Annotated in this window: 16 protein-coding genes, 1 pseudogene and 1 CRISPR repeat array; of the genes and pseudogenes, 6 read left to right on the plus strand and 11 right to left on the minus strand. The window is 51.6% G+C overall.

Annotated features, from left to right (window positions below):
- Positions 1-253 (minus strand): annotated as a pseudogene (locus FCN80_RS19060) (transposase); the annotation flags it as partial.
- A gap of 826 nt (positions 254-1,079) precedes the next feature.
- Between FCN80_RS19060 and FCN80_RS19070 the strand changes: the two are divergent.
- The 3 genes from FCN80_RS19070 to FCN80_RS19080 all read left to right on the plus strand — a co-directional run bounded on the left by FCN80_RS19070 (position 1,080) and on the right by FCN80_RS19080 (position 3,471).
- Positions 1,080-1,988 carry a LysR family transcriptional regulator gene (locus FCN80_RS19070; protein ID WP_136991798.1) on the plus strand — a complete coding sequence of 303 codons (909 nt, stop codon included), beginning with the start codon at positions 1,080-1,082 and terminating at the stop codon, positions 1,986-1,988.
- Positions 1,989-2,090: 102 nt separating this feature from the next.
- The gene (locus FCN80_RS19075; RefSeq protein ID WP_136991799.1) at positions 2,091-2,498 is read left to right on the plus strand and encodes a DoxX family protein; all 408 of its coding nucleotides are present in this window, start codon (positions 2,091-2,093) and stop codon (positions 2,496-2,498) included.
- 13 nt (positions 2,499-2,511) lie between these two features.
- A complete protein-coding gene (locus tag FCN80_RS19080; protein WP_136991801.1) occupies positions 2,512-3,471 on the plus strand; it encodes a glutathione S-transferase family protein in 960 nt (319 codons plus the stop codon).
- A gap of 3 nt (positions 3,472-3,474) precedes the next feature.
- Here the strand turns inward: FCN80_RS19080 and FCN80_RS19085 are convergent, their stop codons facing one another.
- Entirely contained in the window at positions 3,475-4,110 is a 636-nt protein-coding gene (locus FCN80_RS19085; protein ID WP_136991803.1) for a cysteine hydrolase family protein, read from the minus strand.
- Positions 4,110-5,453: a uracil-xanthine permease family protein gene (locus tag FCN80_RS19090; RefSeq protein WP_136991805.1), complete on the minus strand. Its 1,344-nt coding sequence runs from the start codon at positions 5,451-5,453 to the stop codon at positions 4,110-4,112. The genes FCN80_RS19085 and FCN80_RS19090 overlap by 1 nt, the downstream gene beginning before the upstream one ends.
- A 206-nt stretch (positions 5,454-5,659) precedes the next feature.
- Between FCN80_RS19090 and FCN80_RS19095 the strand changes: the two genes are divergently transcribed.
- From FCN80_RS19095 to FCN80_RS19105, 3 genes are all read left to right on the plus strand, one after another.
- On the plus strand, positions 5,660-6,133 hold the full coding sequence (locus FCN80_RS19095) for a MarR family winged helix-turn-helix transcriptional regulator (protein ID WP_230492787.1): 474 nt from the start codon (positions 5,660-5,662) through the stop codon (positions 6,131-6,133).
- Positions 6,134-6,336: 203 nt separating this feature from the next.
- Positions 6,337-6,639, plus strand: coding sequence for a hypothetical protein (locus tag FCN80_RS19100; protein WP_136991806.1), 303 nt, complete (start codon positions 6,337-6,339; stop codon positions 6,637-6,639).
- A gap of 258 nt (positions 6,640-6,897) precedes the next feature.
- Positions 6,898-7,554: a bactofilin family protein gene (locus FCN80_RS19105; protein WP_170975455.1), complete on the plus strand. Its 657-nt coding sequence runs from the start codon at positions 6,898-6,900 to the stop codon at positions 7,552-7,554.
- A 139-nt stretch (positions 7,555-7,693) separates the two neighbouring features.
- Positions 7,694-9,494: direct repeats of the CRISPR family, unit length 29 nt; unit sequence CGGTTTATCCCCGCTGGCGCGGGGAACAC.
- A gap of 95 nt (positions 9,495-9,589) precedes the next feature.
- Here FCN80_RS19105 and cas2e read toward each other — a convergent pair.
- The 8 genes from cas2e to cas3 form a co-directional block, all read right to left on the minus strand.
- Positions 9,590-9,883, minus strand: a complete 294-nt coding sequence (cas2e, locus tag FCN80_RS19110; RefSeq protein ID WP_136991809.1) for a type I-E CRISPR-associated endoribonuclease Cas2e — start codon at positions 9,881-9,883, stop codon at positions 9,590-9,592.
- Positions 9,880-10,800 (minus strand): type I-E CRISPR-associated endonuclease Cas1e, encoded by a 921-nt coding sequence (gene cas1e, locus FCN80_RS19115; protein ID WP_136991811.1) that lies wholly within the window; start codon positions 10,798-10,800, stop codon positions 9,880-9,882. The genes cas2e and cas1e overlap by 4 nt, the downstream gene beginning before the upstream one ends.
- A gap of 218 nt (positions 10,801-11,018) precedes the next feature.
- Positions 11,019-11,735 carry a type I-E CRISPR-associated protein Cas6/Cse3/CasE gene (cas6e, locus tag FCN80_RS19120; protein WP_136991812.1) on the minus strand — a complete coding sequence of 239 codons (717 nt, stop codon included), beginning with the start codon at positions 11,733-11,735 and terminating at the stop codon, positions 11,019-11,021.
- Positions 11,735-12,460 carry a type I-E CRISPR-associated protein Cas5/CasD gene (gene cas5e, locus FCN80_RS19125; RefSeq protein WP_136991813.1) on the minus strand — a complete coding sequence of 242 codons (726 nt, stop codon included), beginning with the start codon at positions 12,458-12,460 and terminating at the stop codon, positions 11,735-11,737. Before cas5e ends, cas6e begins: the two co-directional genes overlap by 1 nt.
- 9 nt (positions 12,461-12,469) lie before the next feature.
- Positions 12,470-13,528 carry a type I-E CRISPR-associated protein Cas7/Cse4/CasC gene (gene cas7e, locus FCN80_RS19130; RefSeq protein ID WP_136991814.1) on the minus strand — a complete coding sequence of 353 codons (1,059 nt, stop codon included), beginning with the start codon at positions 13,526-13,528 and terminating at the stop codon, positions 12,470-12,472.
- Positions 13,529-13,550: 22 nt separating this feature from the next.
- Positions 13,551-14,156, minus strand: a complete 606-nt coding sequence (gene casB, locus FCN80_RS19135) for a type I-E CRISPR-associated protein Cse2/CasB (protein ID WP_136991815.1) — start codon at positions 14,154-14,156, stop codon at positions 13,551-13,553.
- Positions 14,149-15,717, minus strand: a complete 1,569-nt coding sequence (casA, locus tag FCN80_RS19140; RefSeq protein WP_136991816.1) for a type I-E CRISPR-associated protein Cse1/CasA — start codon at positions 15,715-15,717, stop codon at positions 14,149-14,151. The genes casB and casA overlap by 8 nt, the downstream gene beginning before the upstream one ends.
- A gap of 64 nt (positions 15,718-15,781) precedes the next feature.
- Entirely contained in the window at positions 15,782-18,502 is a 2,721-nt protein-coding gene (gene cas3 / locus FCN80_RS19145) for a CRISPR-associated helicase Cas3' (protein ID WP_136991817.1), read from the minus strand.
- Positions 18,503-18,614 lie beyond the last annotated feature (112 nt).

An 18,614-nucleotide genomic window follows, 5' to 3' on the forward strand; every position in this document is an offset into this window, starting at 1 on the left:
ATTGAAAATACTGCTCATTACTCCCGCTTTAGACCACCGATTAAAGCGATTGTAAATCGTCTTCCAGTGACCATAACATTCAGGTAAATCCCGCCAGGGAGCGCCAGAGCAAAGTACCCAAAAAATGCCATTCATGGCGTGTCTGTGCGCAAAGCGCAAAGTAAGGACGCCCGCCTTTGGAAGAGCCTCTTTCAGGTGGCAGCATGTGAGAAATCAGGGCCCATGCCTCATCGGGGAAATCGTAACGAGCCAAATTAAAGGACTTTTTGTGGGTAAATCATAGAACTGATTGTACAAAAAATAGTTACGGGACACACCCTAAAAGAAAATCGACGTATTGCTATACGCTCGGAAAAAACAGCGAGAAACTATCTGAGTATGCTAAAACCGGGAGCGATCAGGTTATTTTTGAATCGATTGTTAAGTTAAGGGGCACACCCTAAATTCTCGGTCGTTTGTTGGTCTGCGGTTTCGGTTTATCCCCGCTGGCGCGGGGAACACGTAGAGCGTAAATTCCCCATCATGACAAAGCACGGTTTATCCCCGCTGGCGCGGGGAACACCACCCGATGAACCTCTCCCAGAGAATCCAATCCGGTTTATCCCCGCTGGCGCGGGGAACACGTACATGTCATGTGATTGCCGGGTGATATAGCCGGTTTATCCCCGCTGGCGCGGGGAACACTCTCGATACATCTTTCTGATTTAAGTTATTTTTTTATCCCATAAAAATTCTACCGATTATTTTTCTTTGAATTCCTCATTGTTAAAGAACAAAAATTCGTTATTTTTCATAATATTATAAAAAAGTGATTTAACCCCGACGCCGTTTACCAAAATACGCTATTTTTCAGTAGCCTAATAGACTGGCATGCCATCTCAAGGCTTCTGGTGAGCAAAATTTCTTGTTCTTATCATCCCTCACCTGCTCGCCGTAGCATTTCTCTGCACATTGCATATCGGTTAATGAACAACATCAAAAGACATTGCCCTATCCATCGGCAGGAGACAGTTGTGGCCACTTCCGCTGCTCTGAATGATACTATGAGCCGATAACCTCAATACGTCTAAGAGCTAAAGATGGATCGGTTGGATTGCGATCGAATGTTCGTCATGGTGCTGGAACTGGGGAGCTTCGCCCAGGCCGCCGAGCGGCTGGGCACCAGCGCGAGCCAGGCTTCCAAGCTGGTTTCCCGACTGGAGCGGGAACTGGGCGCCCAATTGTTCAAACGTTCCACGCGGGCGATCTCGCCCACCGATGTCGGCCAGGCATATTACGAGCGGGTAAAATCGTTGCTGGACGCTTTCGATGCACTGGATGCGGATGTTCGCCATACCGCCGGCGCCCCCGCCGGCCGTCTGCGGATATCAGCGCCGGTAACGTTCGGCACCACCCGTTTGGCGCCGGTTATGGTGGAATTTGCCCGTCAATACCCGAAGGTTGAACTGGATGTCAACTTCTCGGACAGACGGGTAAACATTGTTGATGAAGGCTATGACCTGGCGATCCGGATCGGCAAGCTGGAGGACAGCAGCCTAATCGCTCGCCGATTATGCGACATTCGCGTCGTCACCGTTGCCGCGCAGGACTACCTAGCCTCGCACGGGACGCCGCGACACTGGCGGGAGTTGGACGGGCATGACTGCATTGTTGATAGCAACTTCCGCGATCCCCTCCACTGGCATTTCATTGAAAGAGAAAAGACCGCGTTGTACCGGATTAACGGACGACTGCGGTTTTCCAACGCGGAAGCTTGCCTGCGCGCCGCCGTCGCCGGGTTGGGAATTACCCGCGTACCGACCTTTGTGGCCGGCGATGCGTTACGTCGGCATCAGGTGGTTGCCCTGTTGCGGGATTATGACAGCCCGCCTCTGGGGCTTTTCGCCTTGTACCCGCCCGCGCAGCATCTGGCGCGTAAATCCCGCACGTTTATTGATTTTCTGGTGGAGGCGTTCGCTAGAAAGCCGGAATGGGATATTGAGTTCTAATTATTTCCAAAATGGAATGAAAGATTGTCAATTCGACCGGATAATCATTATTAAGGAAATCGCGTATCTTTCTCTCAACGACACTTAACAAGAGAGAGAAAAATGATTGATAACCGCACCGCTCCTTGGGCCGCTTTGGTCATGCGCATCGCATTGGGCATCCTCTTTCTGGCGCATTTCGGCCTGAAAGCATTCGTCTTCACGCCGGCCGGCACCGCTAAATTCTTCGTATCTTTGGGTTTACCCGGCGGGCTGGCCTATATCACCATGGCCTGGGAACTGATTGGCGCCATATTACTGATTCTCGGCATATGGTCACGGGTGGTCGCCGTACTGCTTATCCCCATTCTCTTGGGCGCGATTTTCACAGTCCATGCCGCCGCGGGCTTCTTTTTCACCAACCCCAATGGCGGTTGGGAATTCCCGGCTTTCTGGATTGTGGGACTGGTGGTACTGGCCTTGACTGGCGATGGCGCGTTGGCGCTGAAACCGACGCCCATCAAAAAATGATTGGAGACAACCGATGCTGGTAAAAGGTAAATGGACCACTGAATGGCACCCGGTTCAGGCTACTGATGAAAAAGGCGGATTCGTCCGCCAGACATCCAGCTTCCGGCACTGGATCACGCCGGACGGCACGCCCGGCGTCACCGGCGAAGGCGGCTTCAAAGCCGAAGCGGATCGCTACCATCTGTATGTGGCCTTTATTTGCCCCTGGGCATCCCGCACCCTGATGGCCCGTTCGCTGAAAGGACTCGAACGGGTCGTCAGCGTCTCCGTCGTCGAGCCGTTTTTGTACGATCAAGGTTGGCGGTTCGGTGACTTCCCCGGCGCCGACCGGGACGCGGTAAATCATGCACAATGGTTGCACCAGCTTTACACCCGGGCCGATCCGACATTCACCGGACGCGCGACAGTCCCGGTACTCTGGGACAAGAAAACCGCGACTATCGTAAACAATGAATCAGCCGATATTCTTCGTATGTTCAACGATGGATTCGGCGACTTGGCCAAATGCGGCCTTGACCTGTACCCACGGGCTTTACGCGATGAAATCGATGCTTTAAACGCCGAGATTTATCCGCGCTTGAACAACGGCGTTTACCGGGCAGGCTTCGCCACCACCCAGTTAAGTTATCAGGAAGCATTCAACGATGTTTTCGGCATGCTTGATAGCCTGGAAGAACGGTTCGGCGACGGGCGGTCCTATCTTTGCGGCGGGCAGTTAACCGAGGCCGATGTTCGGCTATTTGTTACACTCATCCGGTTCGACGCGGCCTACCACGGGCTATTTAAATGCAACCAGCGGCAGTTGCGGGAATATCCCGGTCTCGATCGCTACGTACAGCGCATCCTGACAATCCCGGGCATTCGGGAAACGGTCAATCTTGATCATATCAAGCGGGGCTACTATTCCATCAAAGCGCTCAATCCAAGCGGCATTGTGCCCGCAGGGCCGGATATGCGCCGCTACGGACTCTGAAACCTACCCAGCATGACGAATCCGTCCCATGATATCCGCCGAGTCAGTCACCTCGGCGAACTCATAGGCCATAGCGGTTAACGAAATGCGCTGCACCTCGGCGGCGCTGACGCCGCCAAAGCCCATATCAGGGTAAGGCATGGCGGCGCAAGCGTCGCTTAAGGCGATCATTTTGTATTCCCGGTGAACGCCATCGCGAATGGTGGTTTCGCAACACACATTGGTTACCGTGCCGCAAACAATCAACGTGTCGATATCTTTCATGCGCAAAATGGCATCCAGATCGGTATTGTGGAAACCGCTGTAAAATAGCTTGTCCACCACAGTATCACCGCGCCGGGGGTAGAGTGCTTCGATAATGTCAATATCGAGGTTGTCGCGCCCCAGCAAGGCATCCACCTCGGGATAGAGATCACGCATCCGGCCAGTGTCGCTGCCGTCACCGCGCACCACATGCCGCAGGTAAATCACCGGCATGCCACGCTCACGCATCAACACGCTTAAATCGCCTATCTTATCGACGATGCGCTCCGTGTCCGGCACATAAAGCTCCTTACCTTTAACGCAGAAAGCTTTTTGCATATCGACAATAATAAGCGCTGTGCGCTGCGCATTAATTGGCCAGGTGACTTTTTTCATTATTTTTCCACTTCCACACTAAGGGTGGCGTCCCGGCGATCCCGTGCTACCACATTGATTAATATGTTCAATATGATGAGCAGGATAACCCCCATCATCATGGGTTGCGCCACAATCCCCTTGGCGGCCTCCGGCAACTGCGACAATACGTCAGCGGGCAGATACATGCTACCCATGGAAAAGATAAAAGCCGGCGCCGCCACGGCCAGGTTATATTCGTCCCAATGTACCCGCGCCAACATCTGAATGCCGCTAAAAGCGATAATACCGAACAACACCGAGGATGCCGCGGAAAGCACCGGTCCCGGCAGGCTGGCCAACAGCAGCCCGACCTTTGGCATGACGCCGAGCGCCAGCGCGAGAACGCCCGCCGTAAGCGTAACATAGCGGCTGGCGATGCCAGACACACGGATGATGCCGACGTTTTCCGGGTAAGAGGTCGTGCCCAGTCCCCCCACAGCGGCACCCGCCGCGCAACCAAGAAATTCCGTAAATAAACCGCGGTTGACACGCTGGGTGGTGAGCGTTTGGCCCCCCCAATCCGCCAGTAGTGAGTACATACCCATCGCCTCGGCGGAAGCTTGCAAAAAGGCCAACATCATTAGCAATACCACTGGCGGTGAAACACCGAAACCGAAGGAAAATACCCCCGGCAGAGCGATCAATGGAGCCTGGCTCAAACTTGCCAGATGCCAGTCGGTCATCAATTTAAACGCAATGGTACCGGCGATAATGCCCCATAAAAGCGCGCCGCGTTTGATCAGTTGACGCCGTCCCAGCACCAGACAGCCCAACACCACCAGCACCGTAAACAATGCGGCCAAAGCGCTGGTGCCCAGCGTACCGCCGCTGGCGGTGCCAAACCAGCCATTGGGTCCGATGCTGGCCAATTGCGCGCCGATGATCACCAGCAGGCTACCGAATACCACCGGAGGCGAGATATAGCGCGCCAGCAGACCGATAAGCCCAAGCTGTTTCAAGGGCAAAGAAAGGCAGGCGAAAATCAACGCGGCAACGAACATCGAACCGAAGGTGACGCCAAGCCCCACCGTATGGGCGGAGCCGAGCACCGCCACCATAAAGGCCGCGGTAGGCCCCTGTACGACAGGTAACCGCAAAAAACGCCCCGATTGTAACAGCGTGACGATCCCTGTGGTGAAAAAACATGCCTGTACCATGGCCCCCGTCTGAGCGTGGCTCAGGTTTAACGCGCCGCCGATAATCACCGGAAAGACCCAGATGCCGGTAAGCGCGAGCAGATGTTGAAAAGCGTAGATTACCCTCTGGGCTGGCGGTATCTTATCTTCAATGCCTACTGATAATGTTGCCGGTGAATTGACCATAGTCCTACCTTTGCGGGTGAGCGGTTGTTTTCAGTTTTGTTCTCTACTCCTTGGCAAAGCAATAAATGTGCCGTATACTGATAATTATCATGTAATAAATTGAAAAATAATGAATAATTTTAATATAATATTCTATAGCATCATACCGTTCCGCTGTTTTGCACCGTTTCAGGTCACGAGCACCGCCGCGCGCACCAGGATGACAAATGATGGAATTTGAGTTGGATACCACGCAGTTATGGCAGCGGCCCGGGTTTCTTATCCGGCGCTTAAACCAGATCCATCATGCTATTTTTTATGAATGTCTGGCGGGCGAAATCACGCCGTTGCAGTATGGCTTGCTCACCGTGCTCGATACTGGAGGCGATATGGACCAAACCGCTCTCGGGGCGGAGCTGGGCGTCGATCGTACCACGCTGGCGGGCGCTATTGAGCTGCTGGAAAAACAGCTTTGGCTCGGACGTGAGGTTCACTTTAGCGATAAACGCCGCAAGATCGTGGCAATCACCCTGAAGGGCCGGCGCGTACTGGAAAAAACCCGCCAGCAGATGCACGAAGCGCAACTACGTCTGCTCGCGCCCTTGAGTGTCGAGCAGCGCCGGCAATTTATCCATTTGATGAACTTGTTGGTTGAAGGCAATAATCATATCACCAGCGTTGCGGTACGACACTTTGAGTAATGCCGGCGAGACCGCCGCGCTTGCCGCGCGATGAGTGTTATTCGATCTTCAGTGAGGGGCATCCCGGCAACGAATTCGTTGGGGATGGGTATAAACCACCAACGGCAGCCCGGTGAGAACCAGGATGTTTTCAGGAACAAAGACGCCGCGGTGACTCGGCTGGGCAAACGCGGCCTACTCAGGGGGCTACATGATATGACCAGATGAATGAGAATAATCCCGCCATCACGGTTCAGTCGTCGATCCTTTTTTTGGAAAGTCAGTTTTGTTTGTCAAAAATAATCTTTATCGGGCTAATAGTTAGGAATACCAGGCGCTATAAAATATCAGCGTTTTGGTTAGCAACGGCAACGCCGGAACGCGCTTCTGCCCATCCCCATGTAAAATCATTTGCCGCACGGACAACCGTCTCGTATAATTTCCTCTACGCGTTATTTTTGATTAAGCCTGGTCTCTGGTCTGATTATTTTAAGTTTTTAGCAAAATTTACTCAGGAATATATTTAACGACTTTAACTATATTAATCATTTTCTCCATTAATTATTTATTTTAGATGCTTCCCGTTGCATCGCCGCGGCAGGAGAGTGAGTTCCCAGGTTCGGCGATAACGCTGTGACTGGGGCGGGCAGACGCGGCCGACAAAGCATTGACTTGAGGTATGACGAACTTAGAAAAATGATAAGTTCCGTTGTCTTTTTAAGATGAAAACCAAGAAAGCATCTTGTTTCGGGTATCTGTCGAAAACATTAATGAGACATATCAGTATGAGGCAGGTTCTCTTTTATTGCGGGCTGCTGTGCTGGGCTGTTGCATTGGTTTATTGGTGGCTATCGGATATTTATTTGGTCCTCTGTTTTGCGGCATTGGCGATCAGCGCTTTTACCCTCCATTTTTTACAGCAAAAGGTTATGATTATGTTCGGGAAAAAAATTGCCGGTAGCAATAATACCCTGTCGCCTGACGACGCCATAGCGTCCGCGCCGAACGGGTACGCTAAAGATAACCTTCCTCCCCAAAAAGCAATTATCGCTTCCGATATGCAACTAGAGGGAAACATCATTTTTTCTGGAGAAATCGATATCTATGGCACGGTGCAGGGCAATATCCATGCCGAAGACGGCGTTATCAATATAATGCGCACAGGTTCGGTTGAGGGCAACATTATCAGCAAAGAGCTTGTCGTCGACGGTACCGTAAACGGAATTTGCGAATCGGGCGCTATCGATGTTCTCGAACATGGTGTTATCCAAGGCGCCCTTACCTATGAAACACTTTCGGTCAAGAAAGGTGGGCGCATTGTCGGCAAAGCCGGCATAACCCCCCCGAAAGGAGAGCTTGTCACCTTAAGCGCGGAAGCGGCAATCTATACGTTAAATGACGGGGAAATCGTCCATAAAGAGTATCTTCATATCGAAACGTGACATGCTTTCGCCTGCACTTTGAGTCCCCCTTTAGATCGGCATGGTCGGCAAGTTGGCGATGTTTCGGCCAGGATCAAGAGGGGATTGTCTACATAGGCGAAGACTATTCTTGGCCCAAATTTCTTTCGCGAAATCCGACCGGTTTATCCCCGCTGGCGCGGGGAACAGCACTAAACTCTTTATCCATAAACCAATAAACCACGGTTTATCCCCGCTGGCGCGGGGAACACACCCATTCGCCGGCATTTAAAATTTGGATAAGCGGTTTATCCCCGCTGGCGCGGGGAACACTTCTTCTTCGTCTTCCGATTCTCCCGATTCTTCGGTTTATCCCCGCTGGCGCGGGGAACACCCGTAATTAGCCGCGCTTCTCAATAGGCAATGCGGTTTATCCCCGCTGGCGCGGGGAACACCCCTGTATTTTCACATGACGGAGAGTTGTTTTCGGTTTATCCCCGCTGGCGCGGGGAACACCTGAAAATGCTGCAATTAAGAAAAGAAATAAACGGTTTATCCCCGCTGGCGCGGGGAACACTTTACCAGATGATAAATCTGATCTTTTTGTATCGGTTTATCCCCGCTGGCGCGGGGAACACTTATTAATCTAGTGGCTTGCCTAAATAAATTGCGGTTTATCCCCGCTGGCGCGGGGAACACTGTAATGGGTGATGTTCTTATTAATCTAGTGGCGGTTTATCCCCGCTGGCGCGGGGAACACTTATTCAAATTTTTGTTTATGAATAAATTTTACGGTTTATCCCCGCTGGCGCGGGGAACACATCACCTTCCGATGATTCTATTCTTGTGTAAACGGTTTATCCCCGCTGGCGCGGGGAACACAGGAAACTGCTCATCGTCTGCCAACGCCAAAACGGTTTATCCCCGCTGGCGCGGGGAACACTAATTCCGATGGTTTATGAGTTGATTCGCCGCCGGTTTATCCCCGCTGGCGCGGGGAACACTTAAATTCTTGATTTAATATGTCATCATTTTGCGGTTTATCCCCGCTGGCGCGGGGAACACTTTTAATTTACTTTCTCGAAGACCTTCTTCCCCGGTTTATCCCCGCTGGCGCGGGGAACACTCAAACTGCATTCGCAATAAACGGCGACAAAACGGTTTATCCCCGCTGGCGCGGGGAACACGCTTAATCCTTGCATTATTTGAGAATTATTTTCGGTTTATCCCCGCTGGCGCGGGGAACACATCCGACCGATGAATATATTTGCGAAAAATTGCGGTTTATCCCCGCTGGCGCGGGGAACACTCCAGATGAGCACGCTCCAGCATTTAAAATCTCGGTTTATCCCCGCTGGCGCGGGGAACACTGCATGGTAGAGACTGGCAAATTGCCGGAATGCGGTTTATCCCCGCTGGCGCGGGGAACACGACAAGGGGGCGAGTCATGACTGACAAGCAAACGCGGTTTATCCCCGCTGGCGCGGGGAACACGCATAGTACTCCGGCCGTCGCATTTGCATAATCGGTTTATCCCCGCTGGCGCGGGGAACACTAGTGGGGATAAAGTTTTTGTCAATTTCATGACGGTTTATCCCCGCTGGCGCGGGGAACACATGTGCAAAGCATTATTATTGTAATATCAGTGCGGTTTATCCCCGCTGGCGCGGGGAACACGTATTCCATTCCCCGTATTGCTGTTCTTCGAACGGTTTATCCCCGCTGGCGCGGGGAACACTACTCCACCTCTCGTTTACCCAACGTCCGGTTCGGTTTATCCCCGCTGGCGCGGGGAACACCTGGATGTACTGGACAAACGCATGGCCGGGTACGGTTTATCCCCGCTGGCGCGGGGAACACGATTATAGCGTTGTATCTTCGCTGTCTCCCCGCGGTTTATCCCCGCTGGCGCGGGGAACACTCGCGGTCGCCCTCCCGAACCTCGATGTAGAGCGGTTTATCCCCGCTGGCGCGGGGAACACTCTTAATCTACATTATTGATCTTAAAGATATTATTAACCATCTAAAAATCCACCAACTTTTCCCAGCAAATTCTGAATTTTTAAAGAACTGAAAACTATTTATTTTCAATAGGTTGAAAAGATACTAGTCTCAGCCCATCCCAATCTACCGGAATACGCCGATTAGTTCCGTACGTTTGGAAATCAAAACCAGATTCTGTGTTGGTTGCCCATGCCATCACAACATTGCCCTGCTCTGCTAGCTCGCTAACTTGTTCCCAAATCATTTCCCGCACACGACGTGACGTATCGCCGATATACACCCCGGCCCTTATCTCCAGCAACCATACCGCCAGGCGCCCACGCAATCGTGGCGGAACATTTTCGGTCACCACCACTAACATACTCATCGGTGGCTCCGATGGCCGACATCACCCGACGGCTGTGGCTCGGGAATGGCGGGTGGTTGGGCATCCAACGGCGCGGCTGGTGGTTCAATACCACCGGCGGACAAAACATCTTCAATCAAAGGAATCAATTTGCCTAACACCAGCGAAGATCGAAAAATATCGCGACAAGCCAGACGAATATCTTGATCGGGTCGGAGGGGCCGTTTAGCGGCAATTTCGAACGCTTTGGGTACCACGGTCTCGAATTTGATAATATCGGCGATATCATAGACGAAAGACAGCGGCTTGCCGCTATGCACAAAGCCAATGGCCGGCGCATAACCTGCCGCCAACACTGCGGCTTCGGTAATACCATATAAACATGAAGTAGCGGCGCTGATACATTGGTTTACCACATCACCTTTCTCCCAATCGTCAGGATCGTAATTTCGCCCGCTCCATTGCACATTAAAACGCTGTGCCAGCAATTTATAGGTTTCCCGTACACGCGCCCCCTCTATACCCCGTAATTGTTCGACAGAGCGGCGTGCGGGAGCAGGCTCGCCAAAACGCAGCTCAAACATCTTACGCACGACTTTTAATCGCAATTCTTCATCAAGCGCTAGCTTTGCTTGATAAAGCAGCCGATCTGAGCGCGCTCCGCCAGGTTGGCCTGAAGCATAAAGCCGCACGCCCGCCTCCCCCACCCAGACCAATAGAGTTCCGACTTGGGCGGCCAGCCGGACAGCGGCATGGGAAACCCGAGTGCCCGGCTCCAACATGATACACGCGACCGACCCCACCGGAATATGCGTCCGTACGCCAGTCGCGTCCACCAAGACAAAAGCGCCATCGATAACATCGATCTGACCATATTGCAAAAAAACCAATGAAACCCGGTCTTTCATGGGAATAGGGTTAAGGGGAATAAAGCCCATGCACCACCTCTTGCCGAATATGACAATCCAGCGCCTTCGCTCATCACGCTATGAGTAACGCAACAACCTTTTCGTTATTACAATAACATTACTCATAGCGCTCATTTTTACTGATTCGCATTTCAACTGACAAACATACCGTTGATAATACTGTCTGGCTGTGCGCAAAACAGACCAAACATCCCCCAACAACATGCCTGTTGGAATACAGCACATCTCTACCGTTTTCTTCTTACCATCATTAACCCGCACCCCAACCCCTTGCATTTGCCAATTCCTTCGAGCAAAGCCTTTTCGAATAGGGCCACGTCCGTAATACACAGACTCCCCGCATAATCGACGCTGCTATAGGCAATCGGTTTCTCATCTAATCGACGCACGACGCGGTATTGCTGATAGGCGCCCACGCAAGAACTCCGTGCCGGATCGTCAGCATTATCATCGGCATAATCAGGTCCCGCCCAACGGGCAAGATCATCATTATCGGGGTATATCAACCGGAACCCATGCAAATTTCCTTGGTTCTCCAGCCATTCCTGCGCGGCCCTCTGTTGTATTTTCCACCATCTGTCACGCGCAATACCGTTGGCCTTTGCCTTATATTTGGCATCCATCATGACATCGCTGCGCTTATTATTGTGCGTAACTACCGGATTAGCGCGTAGCTGAAAGTCAAGCGTCAAACCTTTTTCAAGCGAGGGTTTGAAAGGCTTGGTTTCAACTTCGAAAAGGAAATGCTGTGTCAAAGGCGGCGTCGCCGACAGAATGAAGAATCGACCTTTTGGCTCCTGCCGAAACAGAAAATGCCGTTTTTGTTGTTCCGGAAAGAGCTGCCATAACCATTGATGACTCGCATAAGGCGTCGACGTGCGCCATTTTTGCAACATGTCCGGTTTTAATTTTTCCAAATGCAATTGAACACGAGAAAGGTACATTATTCTCTCCCTTGGAACGGCCCGCTATAACGGATATAGTCGCCAAATTGCCAGCGTTTCCGACTCACGGGCTGATCATGGCAACATTGCGTTTGCTGACAGGTCAGACTCCGTTCGTCCGGATCATCCCAATAACAGACACCCGAATCGTGAATAAGCCTTTCTAGTTCTGACGCGCGCATTTCCAGCGCCACTTTGGAAAAAACCTCCCGCAAGGTACCTGATAGCAATCGGGGCGCCAACGGCAATGCCAATGGGCAAGATTTACGCCCCAAATAGAGCGGAAAATGCGGCGCCAACAAGGCTTCTCGCAAAGCGGCAAGGGTATAGGGTGCCTGTGTCGTTTCACATACCGCCACATGCCAATAGCCATCAACTCGATATTCCCGCTGTGAAATGATCGTGCCAATCTCACTTGGCGCAAGACTTAACTCATCACGGCGCGTGTAATACCGATACTTTCTGGACTCGCGCGGTGCGCTGACCGTGTGGTAATCACGCAGCCAGCGCTCCTGGGAAGAAAGCGAATGCACCGCAAGGCGATAATGCTGATTAAAGTGGTTAATCCGCGTTTCTTCTTCGCGGCGAATTCCCAAGGCGGCGGCAAGCAACCCCAGCAAAGCGGAACGTGTGGGAACCGACGCCGTATGCCGCACTTCGCCGACGCCCTCCACGCCCCAAGAAACCAACGGAGCGTATAACTGAAAAACCAGATATTCCTTCATACACCATCCTTAGCGGCTGACGAAGGCCAGCAATTCCTGCATTGAACCGGTTCCCGCCTGGACATTCAGTTCGCAAGACGCCTCAACGCATTTTCCATAAACGTCGTCAAAATTGTTGCGTTGCGCTTGCAAGCGCGCGATTGCGGCCTGTACCACATTGTCATCCCTTATTGGCTGAAAGAAAGCCACTGCCAGCGAGCGAGGCTGCCGGGTACCGATCTCCGCCAACGCATAGGAAGCATAGGCGCGAGAAGCAAAACTGTTTTGCTTACCCGTAGGCGAAACCGTCATAGCTGTTTCGGTGAGCGCGGCGATAGCCCGGTTCGCCAACTCCGCATTGTTACCCAGATTTTCCACCAATAAATCGCGGCTGATACAGATATAGGTATAAAAAAGCGCGGAAGCAAATCCTTGTTCGCCCATAAAACCAGAACCGGCATCTTCTTCCTTCTTATTCAAATCATCCACCGCGGTGAAAAAGTCATCTTCGATCGTCACGGCGCTTACACCTAGCGCATGGGAAACTTGGCAAGCGGCCTCTACATTGAAGTCTGGGCTAGATGCCAACATACGACCGAATAAAGCCATATCCACGCTACGCTGTTCTTTTCGTAACAGCTTGACTTCGTCGTCTGTCGGTTCACGATTTTCCACGATGAGCGTATTGACCAAATTTTTGATCAAGGCGATTTCATGATTGCTAACATGTACGATTTGTTCGATGTCGAGATTCTTTTCCAAGGAGGCGTTTTTATCGCTTTTCAGTTTTCCGAACTGATTTGCAATTTTCCCCGCTGCTTCTTTTGCTGTTTTTTCCGCAATATTCGCTTCGCGCATCGGTTTGAAAACATAGTCCATTCCGATACGACGGGTACGCACGCCTATAAAACCTTCCATCGCCTCACCAAAAGTTTCGGATGTTCGCCAGGCGCGCTTTAGACTTTGCGAGGACACGCGCAGACGTTCCACACCGCCCATGAAAGCTGTTTTCGGCCGGCCGGAATCATCACGGTTTAAGTTGGCGGGCGCATAGGCGGTCAATAAATGAAGTTGAATAAAGGTAGTCATGATTAAATCCTTCTAAAAATGCTTATTTGGCGTCATAAGTGGAAAGATACTCACTCGCCCAACGTATACGGTTACGATCAAAGGGATGGGCGGTTTCCGGTTGATGGGCCTCACGCCGCTGCCACTCCCGCATCCACAAAAAAATGCTATCTGCCAACGAGAGGATATTGACCCCATTCGTATCACGTATTTTCACTGCGCGAATCAATTGCTGGTATAAATCATCAGGATGGGTAACCCGCTGCAAACGTTCAAAACGCAAAGGGGAAAAGCAAGGTTTATCTTTAACTTTTACGCTTTCCCCCAGTTGCGCGGCGAAACTTCGTTTATTGTCATGGGATTTAATATGCGCGGCGACGCTCACGAACAACGCCAACGCCATCAGATCAATAGGCTGTAATGCCATACAGGCGGATAACCGTCGACGCAATACATTATAGCTTTCACTCATCATGGCATCATAAGGCGGCGCCATGCGTTTTATTTCCGCCCGCCATGCCCGGCCATTGATTCTTTTTTCATCCTGGTTGGCATAACGCTCAGATAAAATGGCAAACCAGTCCGTCAGCGCCTTTTGTGCTTCCGTATCTTTGAATATTCGCGGGATCGCCGTATCACTATTAAGCATGTTGTTTTTCCTTCTGTTCCTCGCCAAGCAGCAATACATCTTTTCGGGTTTTTTGTTTACAGTACGCACCATCCAGTATGCGTCGGGCGACTAATCGGCGGCTAAGAATATCGCTTGGACAATCCACATCGGTAAGGGCATTACGGTCAAATACCTCCAGAAGATAGGTATGTAACTGCATTTCCCATTGACGTAACGCCTGGCATGACGCGGCATTCTTGCGCTGAGGGTCCCCTGCCAATATCACTAATAAGGAGAGAAAGGCCGGTTCAGTTTCCTGCCAGAAGGCAGTATTCACCGTACCGAAATCAACAGTAGCTTCTTTCGGGTTGGCAAACCAGGCGCTTCTGAGGGCATTGCGCAATAGTGAAAGTGAATCCGAGGCCAGCGAAACCACCTGTTGCATAACCGCTTGCAGCAGGTCCGCTCGAGAGGTGTCAATAAGCGGAATGCGATGCTGATACCAGCAGCGCGCTTTGGCGTTATCCATATCATAAGCAGAGCACCATAGGCCGCAGGCCAGGATATTCGCCCGTTCAGTCGCCGCGCGAACCACCTTGGCGGGAAGCGTCCGGTTGAATTTATCTTCGCCCTCCAGCAAGATTCCCAGCCAGTCTTTATAACATAATCCCCCTGGTTGCCCTTTTAACGCCAACCAGGGCGATGAGGGATCCTTTAACGCCTGGCGATAGGGTGAAAAGGGATGGAGCCAACCATCGTATTGCACACCATAATTTTTGCTGCGCATTTGTAGCAATAACGCTTGGTGGTGTTCGCCACACAGATCGCAGTTACCGGCATCGGTATGCGCAAAATCGATTTCAATACGGCGCGGCATGCCCCAATACGCTTGCAACGGGTGCGCATTTTCCGGCGTAATAACATTTCCGGCCTTTTCACTGGTTCTTGTTGGCCCAAGCCAAGGAAATATCTGCGTAAGTTTCTCAGAAGTCGGCTCTTTTGTCTGGGTGATGACATTTAGCCAGAGCTTTTTCCATAATGGGACATGCTGTCCGGCCATCGGCATCACCAGGGTGGTCAGCGGGCCGCCGCCGCGCATCCCAACGCGATATCCCGCGCCTCCCGCTGGGGAGTTGGTTTGTACGGTAAATAATGCCATGACCGCACAATCAGGACAGATCCGTTCGACGCTGCGCCGTTTTATAAAATGATCTTTATTGTGCTTAAGCGCATTTTCCCCTGGCGCGTCAATCAGCAAACCGGCAATAGAACCGTATTCACTACCAAGAGCATCGTAGCTTTGCAGGAAGGAGGGTTTTTCCGCACCAAATTGAAATGCCGAAGAGACTGCTTGCAATCCGTCTTGCCAGTCATTTGGATCGATCCCGTCATTCCATATCTCTTCCCAATCATCGTCATCCTCTGGCGCAACCGTACATTGCAACAAACCCGCCAGCATTTGCCATGACGCATTTTGAAAATCGGCGCGAAGATAAGCCGTATCGAGAACAGCGTTATCTAAAAGTTCAATAAGTGGTATTTTGGTTTTTGTTCCGTCGACGCGGATAACCGGAAGCCAAGGTTCTTTGATTAAATCCATTGATATCGCCCCTGTTAAGTTGGCGCCGGGCGGCGTCAGTTCGCAAACACAACGAATGTATTCCTCACGCAAGCGCGGACATTTCCCCCACCAATCCTAAACGCTTACTGTAATAAATCGCCTCGCCGTTTTTCGATACCAGCAAGACCTGAGCCCCCGGCCGATGCTGGCGCTTACGGAATTGCTCAAGCGTCTGCGCTGCGGGTAAGGAAAAATGGCCGGACTGGCTTTCCCACCAAGATTTGCGCACTTGCACCCGGCTTTTCTCCCAGCGAAAATCCCCCTCACCGACCACAGGTTGCAGTTGGCCGTCCGGATCAAGCCATGCGAGATAGACATCCGTGCTTTCTTCACCGAGTCGCGTGGAAAACGCCCCGTCTTCACTCCATAAAATCTCGCTGGCAGCTCTGTTATAACCGTTAGCCATTTGCAATAAGCTCTGCGAAGCGATGGCGCGTCGGCCTATCTCCTTGCCATAGACTTTATTGGAGAGGGTTTGCAGTTCTTGAGGAACAGGTATGCTTTCCTCGTAAACCCCATCGACCAACGCCCTGGCGCCTTCGGGCATGCGAATTTCGCCATATTGCCTTAACAAGACCTGTGTTCGCCATAAACAGGCATGGTCCGGATACACAAAACCGCTGCCCCTCAATTCATCCCCCAGCCAACCCTGTTTCGCCTCCTCCTGCCATTCCGGCGCTAAAATATGCAGAATCGGGGGTTGACGTTTATCGGTAAGAGTGCCTTCACATTGGCCTTGTCCCCCGCGAATGTGACGTTGCAAGCGCCCCGCGCGCTGTATCAGCAAATCAATCGGGGCAAGATCGGTAATCATATAATCCAGATCTAAATCCAGACTTTGCTCAATGACCTGAGTCGCAATCAACACCTTCCCACGCCGTTCATTTCCTGTTGACGTTTTGCCAAACCATTTGAGGGTTTTATCTTCGATTACCATACGATCGGCAAAAGCAAAACGGCTATGAAACAGTAAAAGGTCCTGTTCTGGAATTTTCGCTTCATTTAATAATTGCTGGAACACTTTCAGCGCGTCATCCACTGTATTTCGAATCCAACAAATACAGTGACCTTCACTTACCGCCCGGTATATCAGATCTATAGCCTGCCGGCGCGTCTCACACCAGTTCACCGCCACGGTACGCCGCACCTCCTTACGCGTCGCCAAAGACTGTTCGAGGAGTCCGGCCGAGGAAAGATGACTTAACCAGGGATACCCTGTCTCGCTGGCGGATTGCGCCATAGGCAACCCGGCGCCCTCAGTAAATGCTGCAAGCAGTTTTTCACGCAAGGCGGCGGGTAATGTCGCGCTTAAAATAATGGCGCTACCGCCCTGAGCCGCATGAAAGCAAAGCAGCCCTTCCAGCAATTTCACCATATAGCTGTCGTATGCATGCACTTCGTCTAAGAGCAAAATTTTGTCGCGCATACCCAGCAGACGTAATGATTGATGGCGAAACGGCATTACCGCCATGAGAACTTGATCGATTGTCCCGACACCCACCTCGGCCAATAACGCTTTTTTTCGCGAGTCCGCAAACCAGGCATGGCATTCGCTGCCCGCATTGGCGTCGATACGATCATAATCTTCCTGCTCGGTTTCCACGGGTTGCCAGACCGACTGGCTGAACGCCTCGGACATTTGCCTGCCGCCATGGGCCAGTACCAAAGAGGGTCGGGTATCCTCGGCAAACAACGCGCGGTACGCTTTCGCCAAACGATCGTACATGGCATTGGCCGTCGCCATGGTCGGCAAACCCACATACAGCCCTCGCCCTTTTTTGGCGGACAGTAAACGATGGGTCAGGATCAGCGCCGCTTCGGTTTTACCCGCGCCGGTCACATCCTCAAGAATAATCAGCTGCGGGCCAGGAGAGGAAATATCCAGCGTTGTAGCACACCGCTGCAGAGGGGTGAGTTCCTTTATAAACGGGAAAAGCGCTTGATACCCGACGTATTGGCTGTTTGAAGATATCGGCGGTAACCGCGAGAGCGTCTGTCGGGTTTGCTCACAGGCGATGATCCAATACTGTTCCAGCGGCATGGGCGCACTGTGATAAGGGAAATTGACGTCATTGGAACCCATCCAGTCCGCCAATGTCATCAGCCCAGCGAAAAACCAGCTTTGCTCTTGCAAACATTTTCTACCGGGTTTCGTTTTCCAGGTTTCCGGCAGTACCTGAAATGGGAATAATGTGTTCAAAGCAGCCAAATACTGCCTCGCCGCATGCAAATCATCCTCATCGAAGGCTAACGCACCGCTGTTTTTCAAATTTTTGGGCGGCATGCCATGATGACCGGTGCTGATCGCCATCCAGATATTAAGTGCCTTGCGGAAAGGCCGAAGGTCCTCCGGCGCCCTTCCCCAAAGACGATCTTCATCCCCCTCACACCACGTGTTGAAAATCTTGCCCCACAAATAAAATCCCAAAGAATCATGTCGTTCCGTGGCGACGATGTTTTTCTGGGCCGGAACCAGTCGTTCATCGGGGAAAACGGCGTAACGCTGAAACCCGCGGGCGAATTTGCCGATATCATGACAGGCAAAGAGATAAGCTATCCATAAGGCGCCTTCTTCCTCTGACATACCGCAAGACGCCAGCACTTGCTTACTGCCGAAAAAATCCCGCTTAACCATAAGAAAGCCGCAGGCCGCCACATCCAGGCAGTGATAAGCGAGCAGATGATAGTCATCACCCATGCTTCCCTGCTTTTTACGCGCTTTTCCCCAATATCTAAGATAGTCCGGAGTGGGTTTTTTACTCATTATTCTTTACCCCGACTTTATCGACAAAGTGCATTTTTAATATACATTGTCTTTATCGGCAAATACGAGAAACAATCCACGTATTAATGGTGGTGATTCAAATTTATCTGTC

This window comes from Martelella alba (genome assembly GCF_005217455.1).
In the GTDB taxonomy this organism is placed as follows: Bacteria; Pseudomonadota; Gammaproteobacteria; order Enterobacterales; family Enterobacteriaceae; genus Acerihabitans.

Coding starts and splice junctions, on each gene's coding strand:
- FCN80_RS19100 (WP_136991806.1), top strand. CDS start 6,337: ATGAATGAGAATAATCCCGCCATCACGGTTCAGTCGTCGATCCTTTTT.
- FCN80_RS19095 (WP_230492787.1), top strand. CDS start 5,660: ATGATGGAATTTGAGTTGGATACCACGCAGTTATGGCAGCGGCCCGGG.
- casB (WP_136991815.1), bottom strand. CDS start 14,156: ATGCTTAATAGTGATACGGCGATCCCGCGAATATTCAAAGATACGGAA.
- cas2e (WP_136991809.1), bottom strand. CDS start 9,883: ATGAGTATGTTAGTGGTGGTGACCGAAAATGTTCCGCCACGATTGCGT.
- FCN80_RS19080 (WP_136991801.1), top strand. CDS start 2,512: ATGCTGGTAAAAGGTAAATGGACCACTGAATGGCACCCGGTTCAGGCT.
- cas3 (WP_136991817.1), bottom strand. CDS start 18,502: ATGAGTAAAAAACCCACTCCGGACTATCTTAGATATTGGGGAAAAGCG.
- cas1e (WP_136991811.1), bottom strand. CDS start 10,800: ATGGGCTTTATTCCCCTTAACCCTATTCCCATGAAAGACCGGGTTTCA.
- casA (WP_136991816.1), bottom strand. CDS start 15,717: ATGGATTTAATCAAAGAACCTTGGCTTCCGGTTATCCGCGTCGACGGA.
- FCN80_RS19085 (WP_136991803.1), bottom strand. CDS start 4,110: ATGAAAAAAGTCACCTGGCCAATTAATGCGCAGCGCACAGCGCTTATT.
- FCN80_RS19105 (WP_170975455.1), top strand. CDS start 6,898: ATGAGGCAGGTTCTCTTTTATTGCGGGCTGCTGTGCTGGGCTGTTGCA.
- cas6e (WP_136991812.1), bottom strand. CDS start 11,735: ATGTACCTTTCTCGTGTTCAATTGCATTTGGAAAAATTAAAACCGGAC.
- cas7e (WP_136991814.1), bottom strand. CDS start 13,528: ATGACTACCTTTATTCAACTTCATTTATTGACCGCCTATGCGCCCGCC.
- FCN80_RS19090 (WP_136991805.1), bottom strand. CDS start 5,453: ATGGTCAATTCACCGGCAACATTATCAGTAGGCATTGAAGATAAGATA.
- FCN80_RS19070 (WP_136991798.1), top strand. CDS start 1,080: ATGGATCGGTTGGATTGCGATCGAATGTTCGTCATGGTGCTGGAACTG.
- cas5e (WP_136991813.1), bottom strand. CDS start 12,460: ATGAAGGAATATCTGGTTTTTCAGTTATACGCTCCGTTGGTTTCTTGG.
- FCN80_RS19075 (WP_136991799.1), top strand. CDS start 2,091: ATGATTGATAACCGCACCGCTCCTTGGGCCGCTTTGGTCATGCGCATC.